Below are 24,685 nucleotides of genomic sequence, written 5' to 3' on the forward strand. Positions count from 1 at the left end.
CGTTTTGACCTTGTCACCAGGCCGCATTGCCTCAATGGCACGGACCGATAGTTGCTTACTGCCTTGTTTGCTATGCTCCATCGCTTTGATCCACCAACACTAACGGTTTCAAGCAAATCCCCGCATCACAGGCTCCGTCTGGCCTGCAAAGGATTTGGTGTAGGTTTTGAGCAGTATATCACCGGGGAATCGGCCCGGCACGAAAACCTACACTAAAACCTACACTTATTTTGCGGATCGGGGTGGATTACCATGGACAAGCACGGACACTACCGGAAATCACACGTTTCGCTAACCACCTGATTTTATAGCGAAATAACAGAAAAAAACGGACTGAAACGTAGATATGACGCACAACGATTTATCCGCACACACACCTATGATGCAGCAGTACCTGGCTATTAAGGCCGAACACCCGGACCAGCTGGTGTTCTACCGCATGGGGGATTTCTACGAGCTGTTCTTTGGCGATGCCCAGAAGGCGTCGCGCTTGCTGGACATTACCCTGACCCAACGCGGCCAGAGTGCAGGCAAGCCGATTCCCATGGCAGGCATTCCTTACCACGCGGCCGAGAACTATCTGGCGCGGCTGGTGAAGCTGGGTGAGTCCGTGGCGATTGCCGAGCAGATCGGTGACCCAGCGCTGGCCAAGGGGCCGGTGGAGCGCAAGGTGGTGCGCATTGTCACCCCCGGCACGGTCAGTGACGAGGCGCTGCTGGAAGAGCGCCGTGACAATTTGCTGTGCGCCGTTTTCGGCCACAACAACCAGTACGGCTGCGCCAGCCTGGATCTGGCCGCCGGGCGTTTTGTGGTGACTCAAGTAGAGGGTACCGAGCAATTGCAGGCGCTGCTGGAGCGCTGGTCGCCAGCGGAACTGCTGCTCAGCGAGGAGCATGGCTTGCCGGGGCGCTGGGCCGAGCGCCCCGGCACCCGCAAACGCCCTGGCTGGGAGTTTGATGAGGACGCCGCCCGGCGCCAACTGTGTCAGCAATTTCAGGTGCAGGATCTGGCCGGCTTCGGTGAGCCCACCCCCGTGGCGGTAGCTGCCGCCGGCGCCCTGCTGGGTTATGCCAAGGAAACGCAACGCGGTGAGCTGCCACACATTACCGCTCTGGCGGTAGAAAGCTTTGACGATGCGGTCGCCATGGATGCGGCCACCCGCCGCAATTTAGAGCTGACCGAAACCCTGGATGGCCAGGAACAGCACACCCTGGCCTGGGTGCTGGACAGCACCGAAACCGCCATGGGGGCGCGGCTGCTCAAGCGCTGGGTGCACCAGCCCTTGCGCAACCGCACCACCCTCACTCAGCGGCAGGACCAGATCGATGCCCTGCGCCAGGGCTGGTGTTTCGAATCCGCCCGCGATGTGTTGAATGACATCGGCGACATGGAGCGGATTCTCGGCCGAGTAGCACTGCGCTCTGCGCGCCCCCGCGACCTGACGCGCCTGCATGCCAGCCTGAAGGCTCTACCGCCATTGATCGGCACCTTGCCCGCCGCCGACTGCTTCTTTGAGCTGATCGAGCGCATCAGCCAGTTTCCGAATCAGGTGGAATTACTGGGCACCGCGGTGATTGAAAACCCGCCCATGCTGATCCGCGACGGCGGCGTGATCGCGCCGGGCTATAGCGAAGAGCTGGACGAGCTGCGCTCGATCAGCGAAAACGCCGGTGCTATTTTAGTGGACATTGAAACCCGCGAGCGCGAACGCACTCAGCTGTCCACCTTGCGGGTGAAGTACAACCGGGTGCACGGCTATTACATCGAGTTGTCACGCCGGGAATCGGACAAAGCGCCAGCGGATTATCAGCGCCGCCAAACACTAAAGAATGCCGAACGCTTTATTACCCCGGAACTGAAAGAGTTCGAAGACAAGGCGCTGTCTGCGTCCAGCAAGGCACTGACGCTGGAAAAACGCCTTTACGAGGCCCTGCTGGAAAAAGTGGCCGCCGACCTGCACGCCCTGCAGCGTAGCGCCACCGCCGTGGCCGAGCTGGATGTGCTGGCGTCCCTGGCCGAGCGCGCCGAAGCGCTCAACTGGGTACGCCCGCAGCTGGTCGACGACGACGCTATCATTGAAATCGTGGATGGCCGCCACCCGGTGGTCGAGCAAGTGCTGGACGATGCCTTTGTGCCCAACAGCCTGCACCTGGATGACGCCCGCCGCATGGTGATCATTACCGGCCCAAACATGGGCGGTAAATCCACCTACATGCGCCAGACTGCTCTGATCGCCCTGCTTGCTCACCTGGGCAGCTGCGTGCCCGCAGCGAGCGCTCGCATCGGCAGCCTGGATCGCATCTTTACCCGCATCGGTTCGTCTGATGATCTGGCCGGCGGGCGCTCCACCTTTATGGTGGAAATGTCGGAAACCGCCAACATCCTCAACAACGCCACCGCCCAGAGTCTGGTGCTGATGGACGAAATTGGCCGCGGCACCAGCACCTTTGATGGCCTGAGCCTGGCCTGGGCCGCCGCCGAACACCTGGCGCGCAACCTTAAGGCCTTCACCCTGTTTGCGACCCACTACTTCGAACTGACCCAGCTGCCTGAGCAACTGCCCGGCATCTACAACGCTCACCTCACGGCCAGTGAGCACGATAACCGCATTGTGTTCCTGCACCGGGTACAGGAAGGCCCGGCCAGCCGCAGCTATGGCTTGCAGGTGGCCCAGCTGGCCGGGGTGCCGGCCAGCGTGATCCATGAAGCGGGGAATAAACTGCGCGAACTGGAAGACGGCAAACCCCTGGCGGCGTCCACCTCTGCCGTGAACACAACGCCCGCCAGCACCACACCGTCAGCGGCAATGCCGGCCCAGGCCAGCCTTTTCAATGAGCCCAGCGCGGTAGAGCAAGCGCTCACCGGCATCGACCCGGATGAGCTGACCCCCAAGCAGGCACTGGAGGCACTCTACAAGCTGAGAGGGTTACTTTAACGCTGCAGGAAAGGCGCTAGGCTGGTGGCGCCATAAGCCCGGTGACGAGAAGCCAAATCGCCAGACTTTACCGTGTTTTAGGGTTTGCCTTTCGAAACTCGCCTCTCGCAACTCGACACTCTGGCTATCCGCAAGGCACAGAGCGCGACGCATCTGCAGGAGGGGCAACCGGCAAGTTGTCTTTTAATAACACTCTGAGCTATTACCTTATATCAACGCTGCGTTTGCCTGCCTCTGGGCATATCGCTAGACTAGCGCCACCCCAAGCGAGACCGTGCCTATTGCTGCTATAATCAGCCCTTGGCGCTGTACAAAATGACGACACCTGGCGAGGACCGGCTATGACGTTTGTAGTAGGTGAGAATTGCATTAACTGCAAACACACCGATTGTGTGGAAGTGTGCCCGGTAGACTGTTTCTACGAAGGCGAAAATTTTCTGGTTATCCACCCGGACGAGTGTATCGACTGTGCACTGTGTGAGCCGGAGTGCCCGGTTAACGCGATTTTCTCGGAAGATGAACTGCCGGACGACCAGCAGGACTTCCTGGAGATCAACGCGGATCTGGCAGAGAAGTGGCCGAACATTACCGAAATGAAAGATGCGCCGGACGACGCGGAAGAGTGGGACGGTGTGCCTAACAAGCGGGAGAAGCTGGTCCGCTAAGCGCGGATCACTTTTCTCCAGGCAAAATAAAAGGGCGGCATCCTGCCGCCCTTTTTGCGTCGAGTCATCCTGACCCTTTTGCGCTCACCGCAACATCCTTGTACTGCAATCCTTGCAAATCCTTGTGCTCAATTCCCTGAAGCACGGAAACACTATATCAACCGTATTTTGCTCTGTGGGTAAAATAAATATTAAAAGTCTGGGCAAAAACCACACAATCCTTAAATTTATCAACAAAAACAAAAGGTTAGCGTTTTCCCGATCACCAGTTAATGCTGAAAACAGCGGAAAAACACTGCTTTATCCTACAGCTTTGTAAGAGATCTCTTACACGCCTGCCCCGTAACGCCAGCTCAGCCCCCCAAACGACTACATCCCGACGCTAAAAGGCGCCCAAGCTTTTACATTTCCTCACTGCTTTTTACAGCACCGCGTCACACTTCTGGGTAGCATTAATTCTATGGAAAACGTGGTGTTACAGAGCATCGCCAAGCCAACCAGTATCCCCCCAAGGCGCTAGCAATAGCGCTCACAACCCCCCTCTTCCACCCCAATTTCGGAAGAGGGTTTTTTTTGCCTGAAATTCGCCCCTAGCCGGCCCCATTTGGCGCCAGGGTAGCGCTTAACGCCACACAGGCCTGTTGGAAATGCCGCTTCAGGGAATCAATCAAAGGCGGCGCGCTGGCAAGTTCACCGTTGGAGGCCAACGTTTCCAGCTCCATGCATACTTCCGCAACGCGGACGGCCCCCAGGTTGCTGCTACTGCCCTTGAAACTGTGCGCCTGGCTGCGCAGGGTGTCTGCATCGCCCCCCGCGAATGCCTGATCCAGTGCGGCCAAGCGTTGTTCGCCATCATGCTGGAACGACTCGATCAGCATCTGGAAATCCTGACCCATAATATCCTGCAATTCGGAAACGACCTCGGCATCGAGGACCGATCTATCGTGCATCAACCTGCTCCGTCATCCTTTACGGCGGTTACCATAGCAGCTACAGAAACCCTGTTATGTGTTACAGACTAGAAATTTAAGCAAGGACCGTCATCCCTGACACCCGTGAAATCAGGAAAAAATGACAGACGGTAAAAGTCCGGATGAACGGGCCCGCGCCACATCCTCCGGCTCATCCACATCCCAAAGGGGCGATAACACCGCAGTTTCCTCGGGAGCAAAGCAGGCCCGGCTGTCCTGTAGCGCATGGGGGCCACCGAAGCGCACGCCACGGAAGCGTTGAGTGGACCAGAGCGATGCCTGGCCGCTTCCCAACAGCACATAGCCACCATCCTCACTGGCGCCGAACACCACGGGGCTGTGCTCCAACGTGGCCAACGCCTGCTCGAAGTAAGGCGGATCCAGCAGCAGGCAATCACTCCCGACCAACAAGACCCGGGAAGAGTGAGACAAGCCCCGTGATAAGGCCCCGGCCATTCGCTCGCCCAGATCCTCGCCATGCTGCAAAAAACAGGACCAGCCCCGTGACGTTGCTTCCTGACTCAATTGCGCATCCGGCTTGTCGAGCCACAGCTGCACGTCACCGGGGAACGTCTGCGCGGCGGCAAAGGTTCGCCACAACAGTTGCTGATAAATCTGCAAGGCACCATCGGCGCCAAAAGCGGGGATCAGGCGGGTTTTTACCTGGCCGGCGTGCAGGGCGCGGGCAAAAATAATGAGCAGGGGCGTGTCACTCACCCGGCGTCTCCCCGGTAATAGTCCCGATGCAGCGCATCGGGGCTAGCGCCTCGCCAGTATCGAAAGCGCAGGGACCACATCAGCCAGATGGTGCGCCAAGCGCCATTGTTCTCCCAGCGCCGGCTACTGGTGATCACCGGCGGGCGCAAACAGGCCGGGCGCTCCAGCGCACGCAAAGTCCGTGACAGGGCGATATCTTCCATCAAAGGCTGCGCGGGAAACCCGCCCTGCTCACGAAATATATCGCGGCGCACAAACAGGGCCTGGTCACCGGTGGCAATTCCGGTCAGGCGCGAACGCCAGTTCATCATGAACGCAATAACGCGAAAAAGCGGGCGGGACTGGCTCAGGCGAACATCAAAACGCCCCCACCGAGTGGTGCTGTCTAAACCGTTGAGAGCCTCACGGTGGCGAGCATCGAGCACCGTATCTGCATGGATAAACCAGAGCCACACTCCCCTTGCACACCCCGCGCCGGTATTCATCTGGGTGCTGCGTCCCGGATCACTGACCAGCACCGTATCGGCCAGCTCGCGGGCAATGTCGATGCTGTGGTCGGTACTTCCGCCATCCACCACAATCAGTTCATCATCGTCGGTGAGAGCAGCGCGTAGCCGTGCCAATGACACGGCCAAGGTATCCCCCTCATTGAGCACCGGCACGATGACACTGACCCGACTCATTCCAGCGAACCACCACAGCTGCTTCCCGCACCCGCCGTGCAGCCGAAGCAGTGGTCAGCCACATAAATTGCCTCGCCTTGTATATCGTCTTCTAACAAGCTCGACAAATGTTGATGGCCTTCGTGATGGCCTTGCGGCATCTCCAGCATCTGATTGAAATCACAATCGTAGAGATAACCCTTGTAGTCCACGCTCACCATGGATCGGCACATCAATGCAGGCAAGGTGTCGCGATTGTAGCTATCACGTAGCAGCTGCATATAGTCGTTGAACTGATTCTGGGCCAGTAGCACAGCACCAAAACGGCTGATGGGCATATTCGTGATCGTGAACAAGCTATTAAAGCGGAGTCCGAAATGCTCCATCAGCTCGCGCTTGTAATCGGCTTCCAAAACAGCCTGGGGAGGCGGCAGCGACGCGCCGGTGGGGTTATAGACAAGGTCCAGAACCTGATCTTGCCCGTACCCTTTCTCGTTGAGGCGGCGAATGGCTTCCAAGCTACCTTGGAACACGCCCTTACCCCGCTGCTTGTTCACGTTTTCTTCGGAATAGCACGGTAAGGAGGCCACCACATGCACATCGTGGTCGGCCAGAAATTGCGGCAAATCCTCATAACCCGGTTCGAGCAGAATAGTCAGATTACAGCGATCGATCACTTCCACGCCCAGTGCATGGCATTCACGCACCAGGTAGCGAAAGTGGGGATTCATCTCCGGCGCACCGCCGGTAAGATCGATCACCTTGATGTCCCGTTTGCGGATCACCTGAAGAATCAGGTCCACAGTGGCCTTGTCCATCATTTCAGTCCGGGTAGGCCCCGCATTCACATGGCAGTGGACACAGCTCAGGTTACACAAATAACCCAGGTTGACCTGCAACACCGTGGTGGCAAACCGGCGCAACGGCGGGAAGTCCGTGGAGCTGCGGACCAGAAGGTCATGGGTATCCTGCATATTGCACCTCGTAGAATTCGTTGCATGCTACCAATGGATGCGTAAACGTCGCAAAAGTTACGTGAAGATTGCGGGATACTTTGGCTACAGGGTACTTTGCGGAAGCGCGCTTGCACGCTAATTAAAGCCTCGTCCTGCCACAGACAGGGCGCGTCAAAACCGATTCGTCCGTAAGCTGGCAAAAGGGCCCGGATGGATTTTCCGCTAAAATGACGAAGCCACTTTAAGACAAACACTGGCACCAAATTTCAAAGTCCTTACAATCAGCATCCGAATGCTTCGCTAGCGCAGCGGCGTAACCCGACAAACCGGGCCGCATCAACCCGCCGCCTTGATCTTAAACAGCTGGCGCTAAAGGTCGGATTACGGCTTCGTCTAATTCGACCTTGTGCCTCTCCGGCGGAAGGGCTGATCGACGAAACCCGCACGCTCCCGCGTAGGTCGGATTAGCCTGAAAGGCGTAATCCGACACAGAGGGGCAGTCGTAACGGCACAGTCGGTTGTCGGATTACGGCCTTCGGCCTAATTCGACCTACGGAAAATGCCTTGGTCGCTCAGCGGGGGAAGCCGGGGTTTGCCAACACTCGCTTTGGCTTGGACGAACATGAGCCGGATACCGCCGCTTCGCTGGAGTCCGCAGGACGCGCAAGCACCGACAAAAAAGTCGCTGGCTCCCTTAACGCTGGCTCCAGCAATGAAACCCCGTACAATCTGCACGCTTAATATGCCCCGGTAGCTCAGTTGGATAGAGCAAGCGCCTCCTAAGCGCTAGGTCGGACGTTCGAATCGTCTCCGGGGCACCATCTTTCCCTCTTTGCCTGCATCACCTTTTTGTATCAATCCGATCAGCTCTTTGCTCTGGCTCCCTCACTCTCTTTGCCAGACACTGTCGCCGCGCACGGACACCCAGGATTCAGCATGACCCACGACACGCCCTCCTCTTCCCCTCTCAGCCCACTGCTGGTGCTGCTGATGGCCACCACCACCGGGTTGGTGGTGGCCAGCAACTATTACGCGCAGCCTTTGCTGCACACCATCGCGGACCAACTCAGCCTGAGCTACGCCAAAGCCGGCATTATTGTCACCACCGCCCAGGCCAGCTACGCAGTGGGGCTGATTCTGCTGGTACCACTGGGCGACCTGGTCGAGCGACGGCGATTGATTGTGATCATGATGTTGCTGGCCATGGTCGGATTACTGATCAGCGCCAGTGCGCGCTCACTACCGATGCTGCTGGCCGGCACAGCCATCACCGGGGCGTTTTCCGTGGTGGCGCAAGTATTGGTGCCGTTTGCCGCCACGCTGGCGCCACTGGAAACCCGCGGCAAAGTGGTGGGCACGGTGATGAGCGGGCTGTTACTGGGCATTCTGCTGGCACGCACCGTGGCGGGCGCGCTGTCCTCTCTGGGCGACTGGCATACCGTCTACTGGGTTGCTGCCGCGTTAATGTTACTCAACACCCTGGCCCTGTGGCGCTTGCTACCCCGCTATCACCAGACTACCTCACTCCACTATGGCCAGCTGATTACCTCTATCGTGGGGTTGTTTGCGCGGTATAAAGTCTATCGCCAGCGCTCCGTGCTCGGTTTTCTGGGCTTTGCCATGTTCAGCGTGCTGTGGACCTCGCTGGCCTTCCTGCTGTCCGCCGAACCGTGGGCATTCAACGATGCCACCATCGGCCTGTTCGGCCTGGCCGGGGCAGCAGGCGCCCTGTCTGCCCGCCATGCCGGAGTACTCGCCGACCGTGGCCATGGCCAACGGATAACCATCATCGGCATCCTGATTCTGTTGCTGTCGTGGGGGTTGCTGGGGCTCGGCGGCACATCGCTCATCGCCCTGCTGGCGGGGATTGTGCTGCTGGATCTGGCGCTACAGGCGGTTCACATTACCAATATGAACCTGGTCTTCTCCCTGGATGAAAGTGCCCGTAACCGCCTCAATTCGGGCTACATGTTCCTGTACTTCCTGGGCGGCGCCTCCGGCTCACTGGCCTCCGCCGCTGTCTATGACCTCCACGGCTGGACGGGGGTTGTCCTGCTGGGCGCGGGGCTGGCGGTGGCAGCCCTGCTCTATGGCGGGCTGATGCAGGTCGAAAATCACCGTACTCGCCATCAGAAAAGTTGACCGGGTTTTACACAGCAGTGATTTACCCTTTTCCACAAGTGATCTAGATTAAGAATCTCACGTCGGATAAAAGGAAATTTCGATGAAATTACTGGGACTGTTACAACTGGCCGTGGCGATCTACGCCATCGTAATGATTATTCAATCGTCCGCCGAGACAGGCGCCAAGGTGCTGTGGGTGCTACTGGTGCTGATTGTACCGCTGATCGGCCTGATTATCTGGGCGCTAATGGGGCCGGGCTCACCGCTGAAGCGTTAGCCTTGGTTTCGCGGGTGGCGTCTGCCACCTCGCGAACATCCCCGGATTTCTGCCAGGCGCCCGGCGTCTGGTAATAACCGTGCGCGATGCCCTGGAAACGGGGTTGATTGATTATTCGCTGCAAACGGCGCAGGGAAAAATACGGGATATCCCGGAGGATGATATTGGCCAACCAGGCCGGCAATGACCCTCCCGGGTCCAGCACCACTTCAATGGTCACCTGCACCTTGCCCGGCTCGCCCGGGGAAAACCGGTAATACCCTTCCATCTGCGGCATGCGCACATAGTGTTTCTGCTGAGGATAACCTGTTTCGTTCAAGGAAAAGGGCATCACCAGGTCAAGCGTGTCCCGCTCCTGATAAAAGGTCACCCGCAGGGGTGCATCACGATCTTTCACTGGCCACGGCAGGCGGGTCGTTACGTACACGTCGCGCTGAAAGGGGGAGTTGCGCTTCAGGTCACGGATTTCCGACACCATGTGCATAAACGACGCCACCGCATCGTAATCATCCAGCAAGGCGCCGATAGCATTGAAATCATTCACCCGCAGGTCGGCCACGCCCCGGAACGTCTTCAAGCGTGAGTCACCGTCATCCTGACGGAATACCTGGATGCCGTCCCGATCGGTCACCAGCACCCATTCCCCGTCGCTGGCTAAAGCCGGCATGGCCGCCAGCACCAGCAATACCGCCAGCAGCGTTGTCAGTTTTTTTATCATAATTGTCCTGACAGTATTGCGCGCAACATCCTCGCTGTTGCGCTGCATGGGTTGTACTACCGTATTAAACACTCTGTTTAAGCGGCTACTTTATAACCAAGAGTGCCAACGATGTATTCCTTGAAACCGGGAGATCGTGATCAAGGCCACACAAATAATGGCATTTTGCTATAACCGCCCACATCTACTGGCCTCTAGAGGTAGGGCTCCATCATGTGCGCTAACGCATTGCGCACGCGCCGCCAAGGGGTCATCTGCCGGAATCCGGCCTGGTCCAGCCGCTGAGACAGGAAAATCCGTTCATCCAGTGCCTCATCAATCTGCTCTGCCAGTGCCTCCCCATAGCACTCCAGATCAAACTCGAAATTGAGTCGCAGGCTACGGGCATCCCAGTTGCCCGAGCCCAGCATGACCCAGTGCTGGTCCACCGTCATGACCTTGCTGTGGTCAAAAGGCGGCGGCGACAAGTACAGCTCAGCCCCTTCGGCAACCAGCCAACGCAAAGCATGCAGGCTGGCCCAGTGCACCAACCGCAGATTGTTCTTGCGCGGCACCACGATCTGCACCCGGATTCCTTTAAGCAGCGCCAGTTGCAGTGTGGCTAGCAAGGTCAGGTCGGGCACGAAGTACGGGGTGACGATGCGAATACGGGATTCGGCACTGCCGATGGCGGCCAGCAGCGTCATACGGCGTTTGTCGAAATCCGCATCGGGCCCGGCGCTGATGCCCCGGGATTGCACATTGCCCAACCAGGCCGGGCCGCGGTAACTGGTGTCCAACAGCTCACCACTGGTGAAATACCAATCCGCTGCAAAACTGCGCAGCAGCTGTCCCACCACCTGACCCTCGATACGGGCATGCAAATCGGTGATTTTTGGTGGCTGTTGGATATAACCGGCGCGAATATTCATACCGCCGGTGAATCCATAACAACGGTCCACCACCATGAATTTACGGTGATTACGCAGGTTCAGGTACGGCATCCGCCACGGCGCCAGGGAATACAGAAAACGCTCCACCGGCACCTTGCCACGGCGCAACCGCCAAACCACCGACGGCAGAGAATACAGGGCTCCCACACCATCCAGCAGCACCCTCACCTTGACCCCTCGCGCCACCGCCGCCGCCAGCGCATCAGCCAGCGGCTTACCGGCGGCATCGTTGCCGAATATGTAGGTGGCCAGATAAATGCTTTCCGTGGCGCTGTCGATCGCCGCAAGCATGTCCTGATACGCCCCAGGGGCATCCAGCAGGGTGATGCGGTTGCCGTCGGTCAGTGGCAGGTGGGTCAGGCGCCCCACCAGGCGGCTGAGGATTTTCAGGTGTTTAAGGTCAGGCTCTGGCTCTGCGGCAATGCGCCAGCCATCGTTACTGTCGATCAACCCGCCTGTGAGCTGACGGGCCCGCCGGCGAATACGATTGACGCCCAGGATGTAATAGAGCAAAGCACCCAGCACCGGCACCAGCCAGACCAGCCCGGTCCAGGCCGCGGCAGCGCGGGCATCACGCTTATTCTGGGCAACGTGCACCGTCACGGTCACCGCCAAGCTGATACTGATAAACGCCGCCACATAGGGCCAGTACGGGTCCAGTACTAGCAATATCGCATCGATTTTGGCAGTCCAGTATGTGACATCCAAAGCCATTCAGTTCCGTCTCTGAAGCGGGTATCCGTTCAACGATAACATAACCGGCGATACCCGCCCGCCGCCCGGCTTTGCGCTTTGCCCGTGGCTTCCCTAGAATACGCCCTCTTTTGGGACATCGGCCGGCTGGCAGCAGTCACACCGTGTACAGAAATGGCCTCTCCCCTCCCCGATTATGCTGGGAGGCGATTCGTTCCAAGTCCTCTGCGTCGCCACGCCGACGCACGTTAACGGGCCAAATGAGCCCGACTCAGCGCCAGCCGCCGCTGGCCGTCAGTAGTAGTAACGACTAATTCCTGCTGGTTTAGGCAACCAGTGTACCGGTGTTGACGGCGTTTTCGTCATGCCGGCGCATGATGAGGAGCAATACCATGCCCGAAACCAATACGGTTATTCCGCTGCACCAGGACACCCGCGAGACGACTCTCGATAGCGCCGACACGCAAGCCAATTCGTTCGACCCCGCCTACGACGAACCTCGTCGCTTCAAGGTCTACACGGCGCGCCAGCTCGACAAAATCGAACAGCTCAAACGCCTGGATGACGAAACCCGCTTTGCCATGGACGTGGTCGCCAATGTGCTGCCGTTTCGGGTCAACGAATACGTGATCAACGAATTGATCAACTGGGACAACGTCCCCAATGACCCCATCTACCAGCTCACCTTTCCCCAGCGAGGCATGCTGGCCCCGGAACACTTCGACAAGGTGGCCGAGGCCATGCGCGGCGGCGACAAGGCTGAAATCAAGACCGCCATCGCTGACGTCCGTGAAGCGCTGAACCCGCATCCCGCCGGGCAGATGGAACACAACATGCCGGAAGTTGACGGCGAAAAAATCGATGGCGTGCAGCACAAGTACAACGAAACCGTGCTGTTTTTCCCCAGCCAGGGGCAGGTCTGTCACAGCTACTGCACCTTCTGTTTCCGCTGGGCGCAGTTCATCGGTGACAACGACCTGAAGATCGCCACCAAGGAAGCCGGGCAACTGAAAAAATACATTCAGGCCCACCCGGAAATTTCCGATGTACTGATTACCGGCGGCGACCCGCTGGTAATGAAAACCAAAAACCTGCGGGCGCATATCGAACCGCTGTTGGAACTGGAGCAGATTCGCACTATCCGCATCGGTTCCAAGGCGCTCACCTTCTGGCCCCAGCGCGTGGTCTCCGATGCCGACGCCAAAGACCTGCTGGACCTGTTCGAGGAAGTGATTGCCAGCGGCAAGCACTTGGCGCTGATGGCCCACTACAATCACTGGCAGGAACTGGAAACCGACATCGCCCGCGAAGCGGTAAAACGGGTCCGTGCTACCGGTGCGGTAATTCGCGCCCAAGGCCCACTGCTGGCCCACATCAATGACAATGCTGATGACTGGGCGCGCCTGTGGCAGACCCAGGTCGAGCTGGGCATTATCCCTTACTACATGTTCGTAGAGCGTGACACCGGCGCCCGGCATTACTTTGAAGTACCGCTGGCCAAGGCCTGGGAAATCTACCGCGATGCCATGAAACAGGTATCCGGTATTGCCCGCACCGCCCGCGGCCCGAGCATGTCCAGCCACCCGGGCAAAGTGGAAATCCAGGGTGTTACCGAAATCAACGGCGAGAAAGTCTTCGCCCTGCGTTTCATTCAAGGCCGCAACCATGACTGGGTACAGCGCCCCTTCTTTGCCAAATACAATGAAGAAGCCACCTGGCTGAACCATCTGGAGCCCGCGTTCGGAGAAGAAAAGTTCTTCTTTGAAGACGAACTGGCCGAGATGGAAGCCGAATAGAGAAAGTCTGCTGTACCACCAAAGCCGTATAGGTCAGATTAGCCTCCGACATTCACGCTTGATCTCATCTGCGTGCAGGTCTGTCAGGTTACGGCTACGCCTAACCCGACCTACGCAACTCGCAGAAATGGAAAACGAATAGAAACAGTCCGACGTCATAAAAACGCCCCGCTATTGCGGGGCGTTTTTATTTGGGCAACCAAAAACCATGGAAAGGGTGCGACACTCATTGTCCCAGCATTCGATTATTCTGGTGTTTTCTCGCGTAAGGAATCCCTCTTTGTAGCACCAAGAGGCACTCTCCCTTAATCTAACTCCTTTCGCATACACACAAATCTGGCAAGGATGGCACATGCAAAACGGGCTGATGGTGCTGCACGGCAACCGTCTGGAAACCCTTACCGAGCTGGTGGCGGACTGGCTACAGCAACAACCACTGCCACCACTGGAAACGGAAACCTTTCTGGTGCAGTCCAACGGCATGGCCCAGTGGCTGAAACTGCAACTGGCGGATGCGTTGGGGATCAGCGCCGGCTTCCAGTTCCAGATGCCGGCCCGGTTCCTGTGGGGGGCCTACCGCACCGTGCTCGGCGAAGACCAGGTACCGCGTACTTCACCATTCGACAAATCCCGCTTGTTATGGCGGCTGTACCGGCTGCTGCCTGCCTTGCTCAACAACGAGCACTTCGGTCCCCTGCGCCACTTTCTGGCTGACGATGTGGATGGCCGAAAACGTCACCAGCTGGCGGAACGACTGGCAGATTTGTTCGATGCCTACCAAATGTATCGGGCAGACTGGCTGGCGGATTGGGAAAGCGGTAACGATCGTCTGCGCAAAGCGCAGGATCGCGACGCCTTTGACGATTTTCCCACCAGCCAGTTATGGCAAGCACATCTGTGGCGCGCCCTGCTGGCAGACATGGACGACAGCAAACAAGGCCTCAGCCGCAGCGCCATCCACCGTGATTTCATGGCCTCGCTCGCGCCCCAACAAAGCACACCGCCGCCAGGCCTGCCACGTCGGCTGATCATTTTTGGTATCAGCGCTCTGCCCCAGCAGGCTCTGGAAGCGCTAGCCGCGCTCAGCCAACACTGCCAAATCTTGATGCTGGTACAAAACCCCTGCCAGCATTACTGGGCGGATATCGTCGAAGACAAACAGCTACTGCGCCGCCAACTGGACAACCGCAAACGCCACCTGACCGCCCTGCCGGAAAACCGCGTTAATCCGCTGCTGGCCGCCTGGGGCAAACAGGGCCGCGACTTTATCGGCTTGCTCTACGACCACGACGACCCGGACAGTTACCGCAGCGCCTTCCAGAACCAGATTGATCTGTTTGAAAACCGCGAGCCGCACACCTTGTTGCAGCACTTGCAGCAGGACATTCTTGACCTTGAACCCCTGCCGACGCCGGACCAGCGCCCGCCCCTGGACATTGATGCCTCTATCCAGTTTCGCATCGGCCACAGCGCCCAGCGGGAAGTGGAAATCCTCCAGGATGAACTGCTGGACCGTTTCAGCAACGACCCCACCCTGCAGCCCCGCGATGTGATCGTGATGGTGCCAGACATCGAAGCCTACGCGCCGCACATTGATGCGGTATTCGGTCGGCTGGAACGGGACGACCCCCGTTATCTGCCCTACACCCTTAGCGACCGCAGTGCCGGTGCCGCTTCCCCCCTGGCCCAGGCAGTGGAATCCCTGCTGCACCTGCCGCAGTGGCGCTTCACCGCCACCGACATTCTCGACCTGCTGGATGTACCCGCCGTGCGCGAACGCTTCGGCATCGACGAAAGCGACCTGCCGCAACTGGCCCGCTGGATCGACCAGGCGCGGATTCGCTGGGGCCTGAACAGCCCACAACGGCAGACCCTGGACGTTCCCGGCTTCGAACAAAACAGTTGGGCCTTTGGCCTGAAACGGATACTGGCAGGCTACCTGCTCGGCGACGGCCCGGCCTGGATGGGCATCGAGCCCCTGGACGAAGTAGCCGGCCTGGGCGCAGAACTGGCCGGCCGTCTGTCCCGCCTGCTCGACACCCTAGAGCAGCACTGGCAACAAAGCCGTAAAGACGCCAGCGCCCGACAATGGCAACAACGCTTTACCCAACTGTTCGATGACCTGTTCGACCCCGTGGACGAAGCGGACCAGACCCTGGACGCAGGCCTGCGTGACGCCCTTAACGACTGGCTGGCTGCCTGTGCTGAGGCCGACTTCGACAGCCCCCTGCCGCTCACCGTGGCCCGCCGTCCGTTGCTCGATGCCCTCAACGCGGAAAGCCTGTCGCAACGGTTCATGGCCGGGCGCATCAACGTCTGCACCCTGATGCCCATGCGCGCCATTCCTTTCCGCCATGTCTGCCTGCTGGGCATGAAAGACGGCGACTACCCCCGCCAGCAGCAGCCCATGGATTTCGATTTGATGCAGCAATGGGGTAACTATCGCCCCGGCGACCGATCCCGCCGCGACGACGACCGCTACCTGTTTCTGGAAGCCTTGCTCAGCGCCCGCGACAGCCTTTACATCAGCTGGACCGGCCGCAACGTGCGCGACAACAGCGAACGCCCGCCCTCGGTACTAGTGGCGCAACTGCGCGACCATATCGACCAGCGTTGGCACACCGACCAGAGCGAACCGGTGGATGCGCTCACCGTGGCCCATCCGCTGCAACCGTTCAGCGCCCGCTACTTCTTCCGCAATGATCAGGATGCAGCCAACGACACCCTACAGACCGACACACTGCACACCTACGCCAACGAATGGCGCGCCCTCCACGATGGCCAGGCGCACAAGGCCAGCAATGACCAACCTCTTCCGCCACTGGAAAACAACGAGCCGATTACCTGCGCCGCTCTGGGCCGCTTTCTCAAGCAACCGGTGGCGCATTTTTTCGAGCAACGCCTGAAGGCCCGCCTGAAACAGCAACGCCAGGTACTGGACGACAGCGAACCCTTTTCCTTCGATGGCCTGCAACGTTTCCAGTTACAGGACCAGTTGCTCAATGAAGCCCTGCGCGCCGGTCCCGAGCATGCTGTCGACGCCATGGCCCACACCCTCAACCGCCTGGCCGGCAGCGGCGACCTGCCAATGGCCCCCTTTGACGAAGGCAGCCGCGACAGTCTGCTAATGCCTCTGTCGCAGCCACTGGAACACTACTTTTCCCTGCTTGCCGAGTGCGGCGCACCGCAACCACAACAGGAAATTCGCCTTAACGCCGGCCCACTGCAGATCGAAGACTGGCTCACCGATCTGCGAGGCTCCGCAGCGAATAGCCAGCGCCTGGTGTTACACACCGGGAAGCTGAAGGAACGCTTCGACAAACTCACCCGGGAATGGACCCTGCACCTGGCCGCCTGCGCCGCCGGGCATCCGCTGACCACCCATATCCAGGGACAGGATGGCCGCATCACCCTGCCGCACCTGAATCGCAGCGACGCCCAGCAATGTCTGGATCAACTGGGCCACGCCTGGCAACAGGCCCTGTGCGAGCCCCTGCCCATCGCCTGTGCCACCGCCTTTGCCTGGCTAAAAGGCGAAGAAAAAGAGCGAGAAGAAAGCGAAGCCCGCAAGGTATTCGAATCCGGCTTCATGCACACCGGCGAACAAGATAAGGAACCGGCCATTGCCCGCGCCTGGGCCAACTTTGATGACATGCTCACTGTGCGCCACGGCAACGGCAGCGCCTTCGCTTACTGGACTGAACAACTCTATGCTCCGCTCTACCAGCACGCTCAATGGATCGAACCGGGAGATGACGCATGACGATTGAACGTCCACTCCCGATAACGTTTCCACTGCACGGCACTCGGTTAATCGAAGCCAGTGCCGGCACCGGCAAGACCTTTACCCTTGCCGCACTGTATCTTCGCCTGGTACTCGGTCACGGCGACGACAATGCGTTCTCGCGGCCACTGTTACCGCCGGAGATTCTGGTGGTGACCTTCACCGAAGCCGCCACGGAAGAACTGCGCGAACGTATCCGCGACCGCCTGGCCGATGCCGCACGCATCTTTGCCGATGCCAGTGCAGAAGCCGACGACACGGTGCTGGCCGAATTGCTCCACGACTACAGCGACCCGCAAGACCGCACCCGCTGCGCCCAGCGTCTGGATGCCGCCGCCCAGTGGATGGACGAAGCCGCCATCTACACCATTCACGGCTTCTGCAACCGCATGCTCAAACAGCACGCCTTCGATTCCGGCAGCCTGTTCAGCCTGGAGCTGCAGGAAGACGCCAGCGACGAACAGCAAATGGCAGCGCGGGATTACTGGCGCTCGGTGATTGCCACTTTCCCGGTGAGCGCGGCCAATGCCCTGCAAAGCGATAACCTGGGCAACCCGGATGCCCTGCTGGACGCCTGCCGCCCCCTGCTCGGTTTAAAAGAAGCCGACCCAGAAGTATTGCCTGACAGTGTTCATGCATGGATCAAACAAACAGAACCTCAAGCTGAACTCACTAACAAAGTGCGCCAATCCCTCCATGCGGAAATGAATGATCTGCTGCATTGGACCCGCGATGGCATCGACAATAAATGGCTGCATGGGGCCAGCTACAAAGCGGCCAACTTGGGCCGCATGGCAACGGCACTAGAAAGTTTTGTTCATGGCGTAAGGCCAGGCAAAGAAGAGCTAAAGATACTCAAGAACTTTTCTTCTTCAGGCCTGAAGCTCAACAAGGCTCACCAGGACAAGCGCCCTGCACTGGGCTCTTTAACTCTGCTCGACGCCTATTTTGACGGTCTTGCCAATAACCCGCTGCCCCGCACCGATCTGCTCGCCCATGCCGCCGCCTGGATCGACCGGCGCGTGGATCAGGTTCGTCGCCAGACCGCCACCATGGGCTTCGACGACATGCTCAGCCGCCTGCACGATGCCTTGAAAGGCGGCAACGGCGAGCGTCTGGCCCAGGTCATTCGCAACCAGTTTCCGGTGGCGCTGATCGACGAATTCCAGGATACCGACCCGACCCAGTACGGCATTTTTTCTGCACTTTACGAAGGGCAAGAAGACACCGGCTGGTTCATGATTGGCGACCCCAAACAGGCCATCTATGCGTTCCGGGGCGCGGACGTCTTCACTTACCTGAAAGCCCGCCGAGCCACCGAAGGCAACCACTACACCCTGGACAAAAACTTTCGCAGCGCCGACGCCATGGTCCACGCGGTGAACCATCTGTTCAGCTACAGCCAGAACACCTTTGGCGATGTGTTCATGATGGACAACGCCATTCCGTTTGAAGCGGTTAAGGCCAACGGTCGCAAGGACGTTCTGCTCGTCGACAACAACGAAAAATCCGGCATTACCCTGTGGGTGGACGAGCAGGAAAAACCGGTGAGCGCCGGCCAATACCGGGACGAACAAGCCGCACGTTGCGCCAGCGAAATTGCCCACCTGCTCAACGGTGCCGTCAACGGCGTCACCGGCTTCCGAAAAGCCGACAGCTTCCGCCCCCTGCACCCCAACGATATTGCCATCCTGGTACGCGATCGCACCGAAGCCAAAGCCATCCGCGATGCACTGATGGAACGCCAGGTACGCAGCGTCTATCTGTCCGATCAGGATTCCGTGTTTGCCCAGCCCGAAGCCCATGATTTGCTGCTGATCCTGCACGCCTGCGCCACCCCGGAATCCGATACCCGGGTGCGCAGCGCCCTGGCTTGCGCAGTGCTGGACCTGGCCTACGCGGAACTGGATGCCCTCAATCAAAATGAAGTGCGCTGGGAAGAAACCGTGGAGCAGTTTCACGGTTATCGCCAGCAATGGCAGAGCCAGGGCGTGCTGCCCATGTTGCGCAACCTGTTGATGGATTTTCATGTACCCGCCCGCCTCAGCCAGAGCCTGGACGGCGAACGGGCCCTGACCAACCTGCTGCACCTGGCCGAACTGTTGCAGCAGGCGGCCACCCAACTGGACGGCGAACAGTCATTGATTCGCTATCTGGAAGATACGGTTGAGGAAGGTCGCGGCAGCAGCAAGGACAGTATCCTGCGCCTGGAAAGTGACGACGACCGGGTCAAAGTCATCACTATCCACAAATCCAAGGGCCTGGAATACCCGCTGGTGTACCTGCCCTTTATCTGCAGCTTCCGCCCGGCGGACAAAAACAAACCGCCGCTGCGCTACCACGAAAACGACCATCTCAATGTCTCGCTGGAACCGGACGAGACCGTGGAAAACAAGGCGGACCACGAACGGCTCGCCGAAGACATGCGTCTGCTATACGTGGCTCTGACCCGCGCTTGCCACACCTGCACCCTGGGGCTGGCCCCCTACATCAAGGGCCGAGGCAAACAGAACCAACTGGAGAAAAGCGCCATCGGCCGTTTGCTGTTCGGCAATGGCGTGGCCAACGACGGCCTGCGGGCCGCGCTGACACCCGTCGCCCATGATGCGGTGGACATCATCCAGGCACCGGACAGCAACACGGAATGCTATCAACCCAAAGCGGAATCGCGGACCCTGCGCGCGCCGCTGATTCCTGTGGCCCAACAACGGCAACCCTGGTGGATTGCCAGCTACAGTGCCCTCAAACAGGTACAGGAAACCCTGGCTCCGGCGGACCCGCGCGGTGATCAACTGGCCGAGCAACAGGACGAAACCGTTATCGATGACGCCGAACCGCTGCCCGATACCATCCACGCCTTCCCCCGTGGCGCCGCACCGGGCACCCTGCTCCACGATGTGCTCGAGCAGGCCGCCAACCAGCGCTTCATACAAACCCTGGCCGACCCCGTCGAGTTTGAAATCAGCGTGGAAGAAAGATTGCAGGCCCGTGGCTGGCAAGATTATATGGAGGTGATCCGGCACTGGTGGAAGCAGGCGGTGACCACGCCCTTGCCGCTGAAACACGATGAGATCGCCCTTAATACCCTGCACACCTATGTGCCAGAACTGGAATTCCTGTTCCCCGCCCACCAGGTGAAAGTGGCCGAGATGGACACGCTGATCCGCCAGCACATTCATCCACAGCATCCGCGCCCGCGACTGGAAGCGGATACCCTCAACGGCATGCTCAAGGGCTTTATCGACCTGGTGTTCGAACACGACGGCAAGTATTACGTGCTCGACTACAAGTCGAACTGGCTGGGCGTGGATGACAGCGCCTACACCCTGGATGCCATGACCAACGCCGTGCTGGAAAAACGCTACGAAGTGCAATACGTCCTCTACCTGCTCGCCCTGCACCGCCTGCTGAAAAGCCGCCTACCGGATTACGATCCTGACCAACACCTGGGCGGCGCCGTCTATGTCTTCCTGCGCGGCTTGCAAGGTCCGGCGGCAGGAACGGTGTTTGATCGACCGGAGACCGGATTGATTGAAGCGCTGGATGCGATGTTTGGAGGTGACGTATGAGTTCAAAGTTGAAAGTGCAAAGTTTAAAAGCGAGAACACACTCCTCTGTCACCGCAATGCCGTGCCCGCGCCCCACAACACATCAATCGCGGCGTAGACCCTGCTCGGCTGACTCAGGCCCTTTCCGGGTTTCAACGTTCAACTTTCAACTTTCAACTGGGTCGGAGGCTCACCATGCAATCTGACTTGTTCTCCGCCCTCACCTGGGAAGACGCGCTAATTCTGCTTCGCGACAACAGTTTGCTGCGCGATCTGGATGTGGCCATTGCCCGTTTTCTTAAACAGCAATGTCCGCAGGCAAGTTACCCAGTCCTGCTACTTGCCGCCTTTACCAGCAACCAACAAGCCAGCGGCCACCTGTGTCTGGATCTGAAAAACCGGGAGCTGGCCACTCAGCTGTGGGGCACCAGTCCGCCGCCGGAACTGGTCTCCCTGCTGCCCGGCAAGCCGGACGATTGGCTCCATGATTTACAGCAAAGCCCGCTGGTAAGTCAGAACGGCAGCACACCACTGGTGCTTAACGGCAGCCGCCTTTACCTGCGCCGTAACTGGGCCCGGGAAGTGGCCGTCGCCGAAGCCATCGACCAACGACTGGCCACAACCAACCCGTTACCCGCCGAGCGCCTGCGCGACGCCCTGGCCCGATTATTCCCGAGCACCAACGGCCAAACCGACTGGCAGCAGATAGCTTGCGCCCTGGCCAGCCGCAACAGTATCGGCATCATCACCGGCGGCCCCGGTACCGGCAAAACCACCACCGTGGTTCGCCTGCTGGGGCTGCTGCAAAGCTTGGCCATGGCGGACAACCAGCGCCTGCGCATTCGCCTCGCCGCGCCCACAGGCAAGGCGGCAGCGCGGCTAACCGAATCCATCGGCGAACAGGTAGAAAAACTCGACGTGGAAACCGCGGTACGCGACGCCATCCCCACGGAAGTCACCACCCTGCACCGCCTGCTCGGCACCCGCCCAGACAGCCGCCATTTTCGCCACCATGCTGACAATCCCCTCCACGCGGATCTGGTGGTGGTGGACGAGGCCAGCATGATCGACATGGACATGATGGCCAGCTTGCTGGAAGCCCTGAGCCCACACACCCAGCTGATTCTTCTCGGTGACAAGGACCAGCTTGCCAGCGTGGAAGCCGGTGCCGTAATGGGGGATCTGTGTCGTCATGCCCACGAAGGTCGCTATCAACAGAGCACCATCGATTTCATTAACGACACCTGCAACGCCGACATCAGCGACTTTAAGGAAACCGAACAAGTCCCGGGCAACGATCTGGCCCAGCAAACCGCCATGTTACGTACCAACTGGCGCTCCAAGGACAGCCCAGGTATCGGGGCACTGGCTCGGGCGGTGAACGAAGAAAACCTGCCGCAGGTACGCAAGGCCTTTCAACAATACCCGGACAGCCTGCATCGTCACCCCCTGCCCAGCGACGGCCAGCAACTGGAAACCCTGCTGCTCAACGGCAGTAGCGATCAACCGGGTTTGCGTACTCTGTTTCAGGCAGTGGCGGTTCCACCGGCACAACGGCAAGAGTTCGATGGTTGGGCCACCGCATTGCTCAAGCAACTTACTCACCAGCAACTGCTCAGCGGTTTGCGCAGCGGGCCGTTTGGGGTGGAGCAACTGAACCAGCGCATCACCCGCCACCTGCAACAACAGGACTTGGCCCCGGAACGGGAATGGTATCCAGGCCGCCCAGTAATGATGACGCGCAACGATTATCAGCTGGGCTTGATGAACGGCGATGTGGGACTGACGCTGCCCTTGCTTGAGGAAAAATCAGGGAAACCGGAGTTGCTGCTGAGAGTGGCATTCCAGTTGCCAGACGGTCGTATCAAGTGGGTCCTACCCAGTCGCCTGGACGGCGTGGAAACCGTCTATGCCATGACGGTGCATAAATCCCAGGGCTCGGAATTTAGGCATACCCTGTTGGTGCTGCCAGACGCTTCCCATCCGCTCCTCACCCGAGAACTAATCTACACCGCGGTGACCCGCGCACGGGATCGCTTCACCTTGCTGGAATTCGGCAAGCCGGCAGTGCTGGACAGTGCGGTGAAAAAACGGACTTGGCGGGCGTCTGGGTTGGCAGAGAGGCTGAGTTGAAAATTCAAAGTTAAAAGTACAGCAGGCGCATAGCGTGTTGCCTGTTGCGTGACGCGTGTTGCAGCCGCAGAGCGGCATAAAAAAACGGGATGCCGAAGCATCCCGTTTTTTATTTCTACATCACGCGTCTATTTGAACTGCGCTTCTTTCTCTTCGGTTTCCACAATGATATCCGCGCGGCGGTTCTTGGCGCGGCCGTCAGAGGTGCTGTTATCGCCCACTGGCTTACTCTCGCCAAAGCCTTGCGTAGTGATCTTGTCAGACCCTACCGAGAAGTCTTTCATCAGACGGTCTTTCACCGACTCGGCACGACGCTCTGACAAGCTTTGGTTGTAATCGGCCGGGCCGGTGCTGTCCGCATGGCCTTCCACACGAATACGCCCTTGCTCACCCGCATTCAGGCGATCCGCCACACCTTTGATTTCATCGCTAAACTGACCCTGAATGGTGTCGCGGTCAAAGCCGAAGTAAATCACCGAGGTTTCACGATTCTGCATGGACTCGTAGACCTGACAGCCATCCGCATCCACTACCGCACCGGAAGCGGTGTTCGGGCAGCGGTCCTTGTCATCGTTAACACCATCGCCGTCACTGTCGCCAGTCACCACTTCCGCAGGGGTTGCAGCAACCACTTCATCGTCACTGCTGTCCCCATTGTCATCGCTGATACCAAACGCCAGATTAATACCGGCATAGACCTGGCCTTCCCAGTATTCCCGGTCCTGGCTGTAAGCATGACGGGTACCCAGGTCCAGAATCACGTGTTTGAAGAACGCGCGCTGCACACCCAGTTCCACACCGGTCATCAGCTCGTCGTTTTCGTCACTGTTAGCGCTGTTCAGGCTTTCAATCAGCTGTTCGCCCACATTGATACCGGCATAGGGTTCGAAACCCAGTAAGCCATGGTCATTAAAGTGGTAACGGCCACTGACGAAATAATTTTTCATGTCCAGACGTGTACCGGAGTTGTATTTACTCTCCGCGTCTCCGTCGACTTCTTCATACCAGCCCTGTACGGACCAGTTTGGTGCAAAACGCCAGCCCAGTTGGCCGCCTAAGAAAGGGACATCATCCAGTCCGTCTCCGCCGCTACCGATCACATCGTTGTCGTAAAAATTATAATAGCTGGCGTGTCCACCGATGTAGCCGTATTGGTCAGGGACATTTTCTCCCGCCAGAGCGAAGGGACTAATCAACAGCGGCATTGCAGCCGTCATACGCAAAATTGTTTTCATGGCAGTGTCCTTTCCCTTTATTCCAAAATTTCTTGGGAGGATTTAAACACTGCGAAGAGAAACAAGCAGCTATCGAAGCGACTATATGACACTGAATTTACTTAAAATTAACCTGCTTACTATCAATGGGCTACATAAGAGTAATCCAAAATCATTAACCGGAACTTTAGCCCCAATGCTTTCGTAGAAAAACAATTTTTATAAAAATTATTTCTCCACCCATTGCCCTCCCGGTGTTTTCACATACTGCCCCGCTGCGGTTTTATCGATCGCTTTCTGGCCCGCCAGCTTGGCAACCTGATCCAGCGTGATACCGTTCTGCTTGGCAATACGTTCGTAAGCGCCCCGGCGTTTCTGGTTAATATCCGCTGCCAACTCCACCGCTGCCGGCGTCGCTTTGACAACACCCAGATAACCATCGGTCTGCTCACCAACCAAGCCCTGGCTTTTCGCCGCATCCAGGTCCAGGGCAAAGGCAGCCATGCTCATCAGTAGCGCTACCATAGCCAATGCAGGTTTCAACATTTTCATAACCGCTC

Annotated in this window: 16 protein-coding genes and 1 tRNA gene; 9 read left to right on the forward strand and 8 right to left on the reverse strand. The window is 58.6% G+C overall.

The window, feature by feature from the left end; all coding sequences use genetic code 11:
* Nucleotides 1–346: 346 nt before the first annotated feature.
* Nucleotides 347–2,935 (forward strand): DNA mismatch repair protein MutS, encoded by a 2,589-nt coding sequence (gene mutS / locus ABNH18_RS08890; protein ID WP_349382479.1) that lies wholly within the window; start codon nucleotides 347–349, stop codon nucleotides 2,933–2,935.
* Between the two features lie 341 nt (nucleotides 2,936–3,276).
* Nucleotides 3,277–3,600, forward strand: coding sequence for a ferredoxin FdxA (gene fdxA, locus ABNH18_RS08895; protein WP_039926233.1), 324 nt, complete (start codon nucleotides 3,277–3,279; stop codon nucleotides 3,598–3,600).
* Nucleotides 3,601–4,190: 590 nt separating this feature from the next.
* Here fdxA and ABNH18_RS08900 read toward each other — a convergent pair.
* The 4 genes from ABNH18_RS08900 to arsS form a co-directional block, all read right to left on the reverse strand.
* Nucleotides 4,191–4,550, reverse strand: a complete 360-nt coding sequence (locus ABNH18_RS08900) for an Hpt domain-containing protein (RefSeq protein ID WP_349382480.1) — start codon at nucleotides 4,548–4,550, stop codon at nucleotides 4,191–4,193.
* Between the two features lie 111 nt (nucleotides 4,551–4,661).
* Nucleotides 4,662–5,288: a TIGR04282 family arsenosugar biosynthesis glycosyltransferase gene (locus ABNH18_RS08905; protein WP_349382481.1), complete on the reverse strand. Its 627-nt coding sequence runs from the start codon at nucleotides 5,286–5,288 to the stop codon at nucleotides 4,662–4,664.
* Nucleotides 5,285–5,971, reverse strand: coding sequence for a TIGR04283 family arsenosugar biosynthesis glycosyltransferase (locus ABNH18_RS08910; RefSeq protein ID WP_349382482.1), 687 nt, complete (start codon nucleotides 5,969–5,971; stop codon nucleotides 5,285–5,287). Before ABNH18_RS08910 ends, ABNH18_RS08905 begins: the two co-directional genes overlap by 4 nt.
* Nucleotides 5,968–6,924, reverse strand: coding sequence for an arsenosugar biosynthesis radical SAM (seleno)protein ArsS (gene arsS, locus ABNH18_RS08915; protein ID WP_349382483.1), 957 nt, complete (start codon nucleotides 6,922–6,924; stop codon nucleotides 5,968–5,970). The genes ABNH18_RS08910 and arsS overlap by 4 nt, the downstream gene beginning before the upstream one ends.
* A 726-nt stretch (nucleotides 6,925–7,650) precedes the next feature.
* On the opposite strand from arsS, the gene ABNH18_RS08920 reads away from it, so the two are divergent.
* From ABNH18_RS08920 to ABNH18_RS08930, 3 genes are all read left to right on the forward strand, one after another.
* Nucleotides 7,651–7,727: transfer RNA gene (locus tag ABNH18_RS08920), tRNA-Arg, on the forward strand.
* Nucleotides 7,728–7,842: 115 nt separating this feature from the next.
* Nucleotides 7,843–9,048 (forward strand): MFS transporter, encoded by a 1,206-nt coding sequence (locus ABNH18_RS08925; RefSeq protein ID WP_349382484.1) that lies wholly within the window; start codon nucleotides 7,843–7,845, stop codon nucleotides 9,046–9,048.
* An 82-nt stretch (nucleotides 9,049–9,130) separates the two neighbouring features.
* Nucleotides 9,131–9,307, forward strand: a complete 177-nt coding sequence (locus ABNH18_RS08930) for a PLDc N-terminal domain-containing protein (protein ID WP_007149801.1) — start codon at nucleotides 9,131–9,133, stop codon at nucleotides 9,305–9,307.
* On the opposite strand, the gene ABNH18_RS08935 is transcribed toward ABNH18_RS08930, so the two are convergent.
* Entirely contained in the window at nucleotides 9,264–10,025 is a 762-nt protein-coding gene (locus tag ABNH18_RS08935; RefSeq protein WP_349382485.1) for an START domain-containing protein, read from the reverse strand. The two genes, ABNH18_RS08930 and ABNH18_RS08935, sit on opposite strands and share 44 nt — an antisense overlap.
* Nucleotides 10,026–10,219: 194 nt before the next feature.
* Nucleotides 10,220–11,671 (reverse strand): phospholipase D-like domain-containing protein, encoded by a 1,452-nt coding sequence (locus ABNH18_RS08940; RefSeq protein WP_349382486.1) that lies wholly within the window; start codon nucleotides 11,669–11,671, stop codon nucleotides 10,220–10,222.
* A gap of 371 nt (nucleotides 11,672–12,042) precedes the next feature.
* On the opposite strand from ABNH18_RS08940, the gene ABNH18_RS08945 reads away from it, so the two are divergent.
* From ABNH18_RS08945 to recD, 4 genes are all read left to right on the forward strand, one after another.
* Entirely contained in the window at nucleotides 12,043–13,446 is a 1,404-nt protein-coding gene (locus ABNH18_RS08945) for a KamA family radical SAM protein (RefSeq protein ID WP_349382487.1), read from the forward strand.
* 352 nt (nucleotides 13,447–13,798) lie between these two features.
* Complete coding sequence (gene recC / locus ABNH18_RS08950; protein ID WP_349382488.1) at nucleotides 13,799–17,209, forward strand: exodeoxyribonuclease V subunit gamma; 3,411 nt, start codon at nucleotides 13,799–13,801, stop codon at nucleotides 17,207–17,209.
* Complete coding sequence (gene recB / locus ABNH18_RS08955) at nucleotides 17,206–20,799, forward strand: exodeoxyribonuclease V subunit beta (RefSeq protein ID WP_349382489.1); 3,594 nt, start codon at nucleotides 17,206–17,208, stop codon at nucleotides 20,797–20,799. Before recC ends, recB begins: the two co-directional genes overlap by 4 nt.
* A 174-nt stretch (nucleotides 20,800–20,973) precedes the next feature.
* On the forward strand, nucleotides 20,974–22,911 hold the full coding sequence (recD, locus tag ABNH18_RS08960) for an exodeoxyribonuclease V subunit alpha (RefSeq protein WP_349382490.1): 1,938 nt from the start codon (nucleotides 20,974–20,976) through the stop codon (nucleotides 22,909–22,911).
* 128 nt (nucleotides 22,912–23,039) lie between these two features.
* On the opposite strand, the gene ABNH18_RS08965 is transcribed toward recD, so the two are convergent.
* Together ABNH18_RS08965 and ABNH18_RS08970 are read right to left on the reverse strand one after the other, a co-directional pair.
* Nucleotides 23,040–24,146, reverse strand: a complete 1,107-nt coding sequence (locus tag ABNH18_RS08965; protein ID WP_349382491.1) for an OmpA family protein — start codon at nucleotides 24,144–24,146, stop codon at nucleotides 23,040–23,042.
* A 207-nt stretch (nucleotides 24,147–24,353) separates the two neighbouring features.
* The gene (locus ABNH18_RS08970) at nucleotides 24,354–24,677 is read right to left on the reverse strand and encodes a YdbL family probable chaperone protein (protein ID WP_349382492.1); all 324 of its coding nucleotides are present in this window, start codon (nucleotides 24,675–24,677) and stop codon (nucleotides 24,354–24,356) included.
* Between the last annotated feature and the right edge of the window lie 8 nt (nucleotides 24,678–24,685).

The sequence above is a fragment of the Alcanivorax sp. genome, from assembly GCF_040118815.1.
GTDB lineage: Bacteria > Pseudomonadota > Gammaproteobacteria > Pseudomonadales > Alcanivoracaceae > Alcanivorax.

Bases quoted from the DNA above. Each gene is read 5' to 3' on its own strand.
- mutS (WP_349382479.1), top strand. From the start codon at position 347: ATGACGCACAACGATTTATCCGCACACACACCTATGATGCAGCAGTAC.
- fdxA (WP_039926233.1), top strand. From the start codon at position 3,277: ATGACGTTTGTAGTAGGTGAGAATTGCATTAACTGCAAACACACCGAT.
- ABNH18_RS08900 (WP_349382480.1), bottom strand. From the start codon at position 4,550: ATGCACGATAGATCGGTCCTCGATGCCGAGGTCGTTTCCGAATTGCAG.
- ABNH18_RS08910 (WP_349382482.1), bottom strand. From the start codon at position 5,971: ATGAGTCGGGTCAGTGTCATCGTGCCGGTGCTCAATGAGGGGGATACC.
- arsS (WP_349382483.1), bottom strand. From the start codon at position 6,924: ATGCAGGATACCCATGACCTTCTGGTCCGCAGCTCCACGGACTTCCCG.
- ABNH18_RS08925 (WP_349382484.1), top strand. From the start codon at position 7,843: ATGACCCACGACACGCCCTCCTCTTCCCCTCTCAGCCCACTGCTGGTG.
- ABNH18_RS08930 (WP_007149801.1), top strand. From the start codon at position 9,131: ATGAAATTACTGGGACTGTTACAACTGGCCGTGGCGATCTACGCCATC.
- ABNH18_RS08935 (WP_349382485.1), bottom strand. From the start codon at position 10,025: ATGATAAAAAAACTGACAACGCTGCTGGCGGTATTGCTGGTGCTGGCG.
- ABNH18_RS08940 (WP_349382486.1), bottom strand. From the start codon at position 11,671: ATGGCTTTGGATGTCACATACTGGACTGCCAAAATCGATGCGATATTG.
- ABNH18_RS08945 (WP_349382487.1), top strand. From the start codon at position 12,043: ATGCCCGAAACCAATACGGTTATTCCGCTGCACCAGGACACCCGCGAG.
- recC (WP_349382488.1), top strand. From the start codon at position 13,799: ATGCAAAACGGGCTGATGGTGCTGCACGGCAACCGTCTGGAAACCCTT.
- recB (WP_349382489.1), top strand. From the start codon at position 17,206: ATGACGATTGAACGTCCACTCCCGATAACGTTTCCACTGCACGGCACT.
- recD (WP_349382490.1), top strand. From the start codon at position 20,974: ATGCAATCTGACTTGTTCTCCGCCCTCACCTGGGAAGACGCGCTAATT.
- ABNH18_RS08965 (WP_349382491.1), bottom strand. From the start codon at position 24,146: ATGAAAACAATTTTGCGTATGACGGCTGCAATGCCGCTGTTGATTAGT.
- ABNH18_RS08970 (WP_349382492.1), bottom strand. From the start codon at position 24,677: ATGAAAATGTTGAAACCTGCATTGGCTATGGTAGCGCTACTGATGAGC.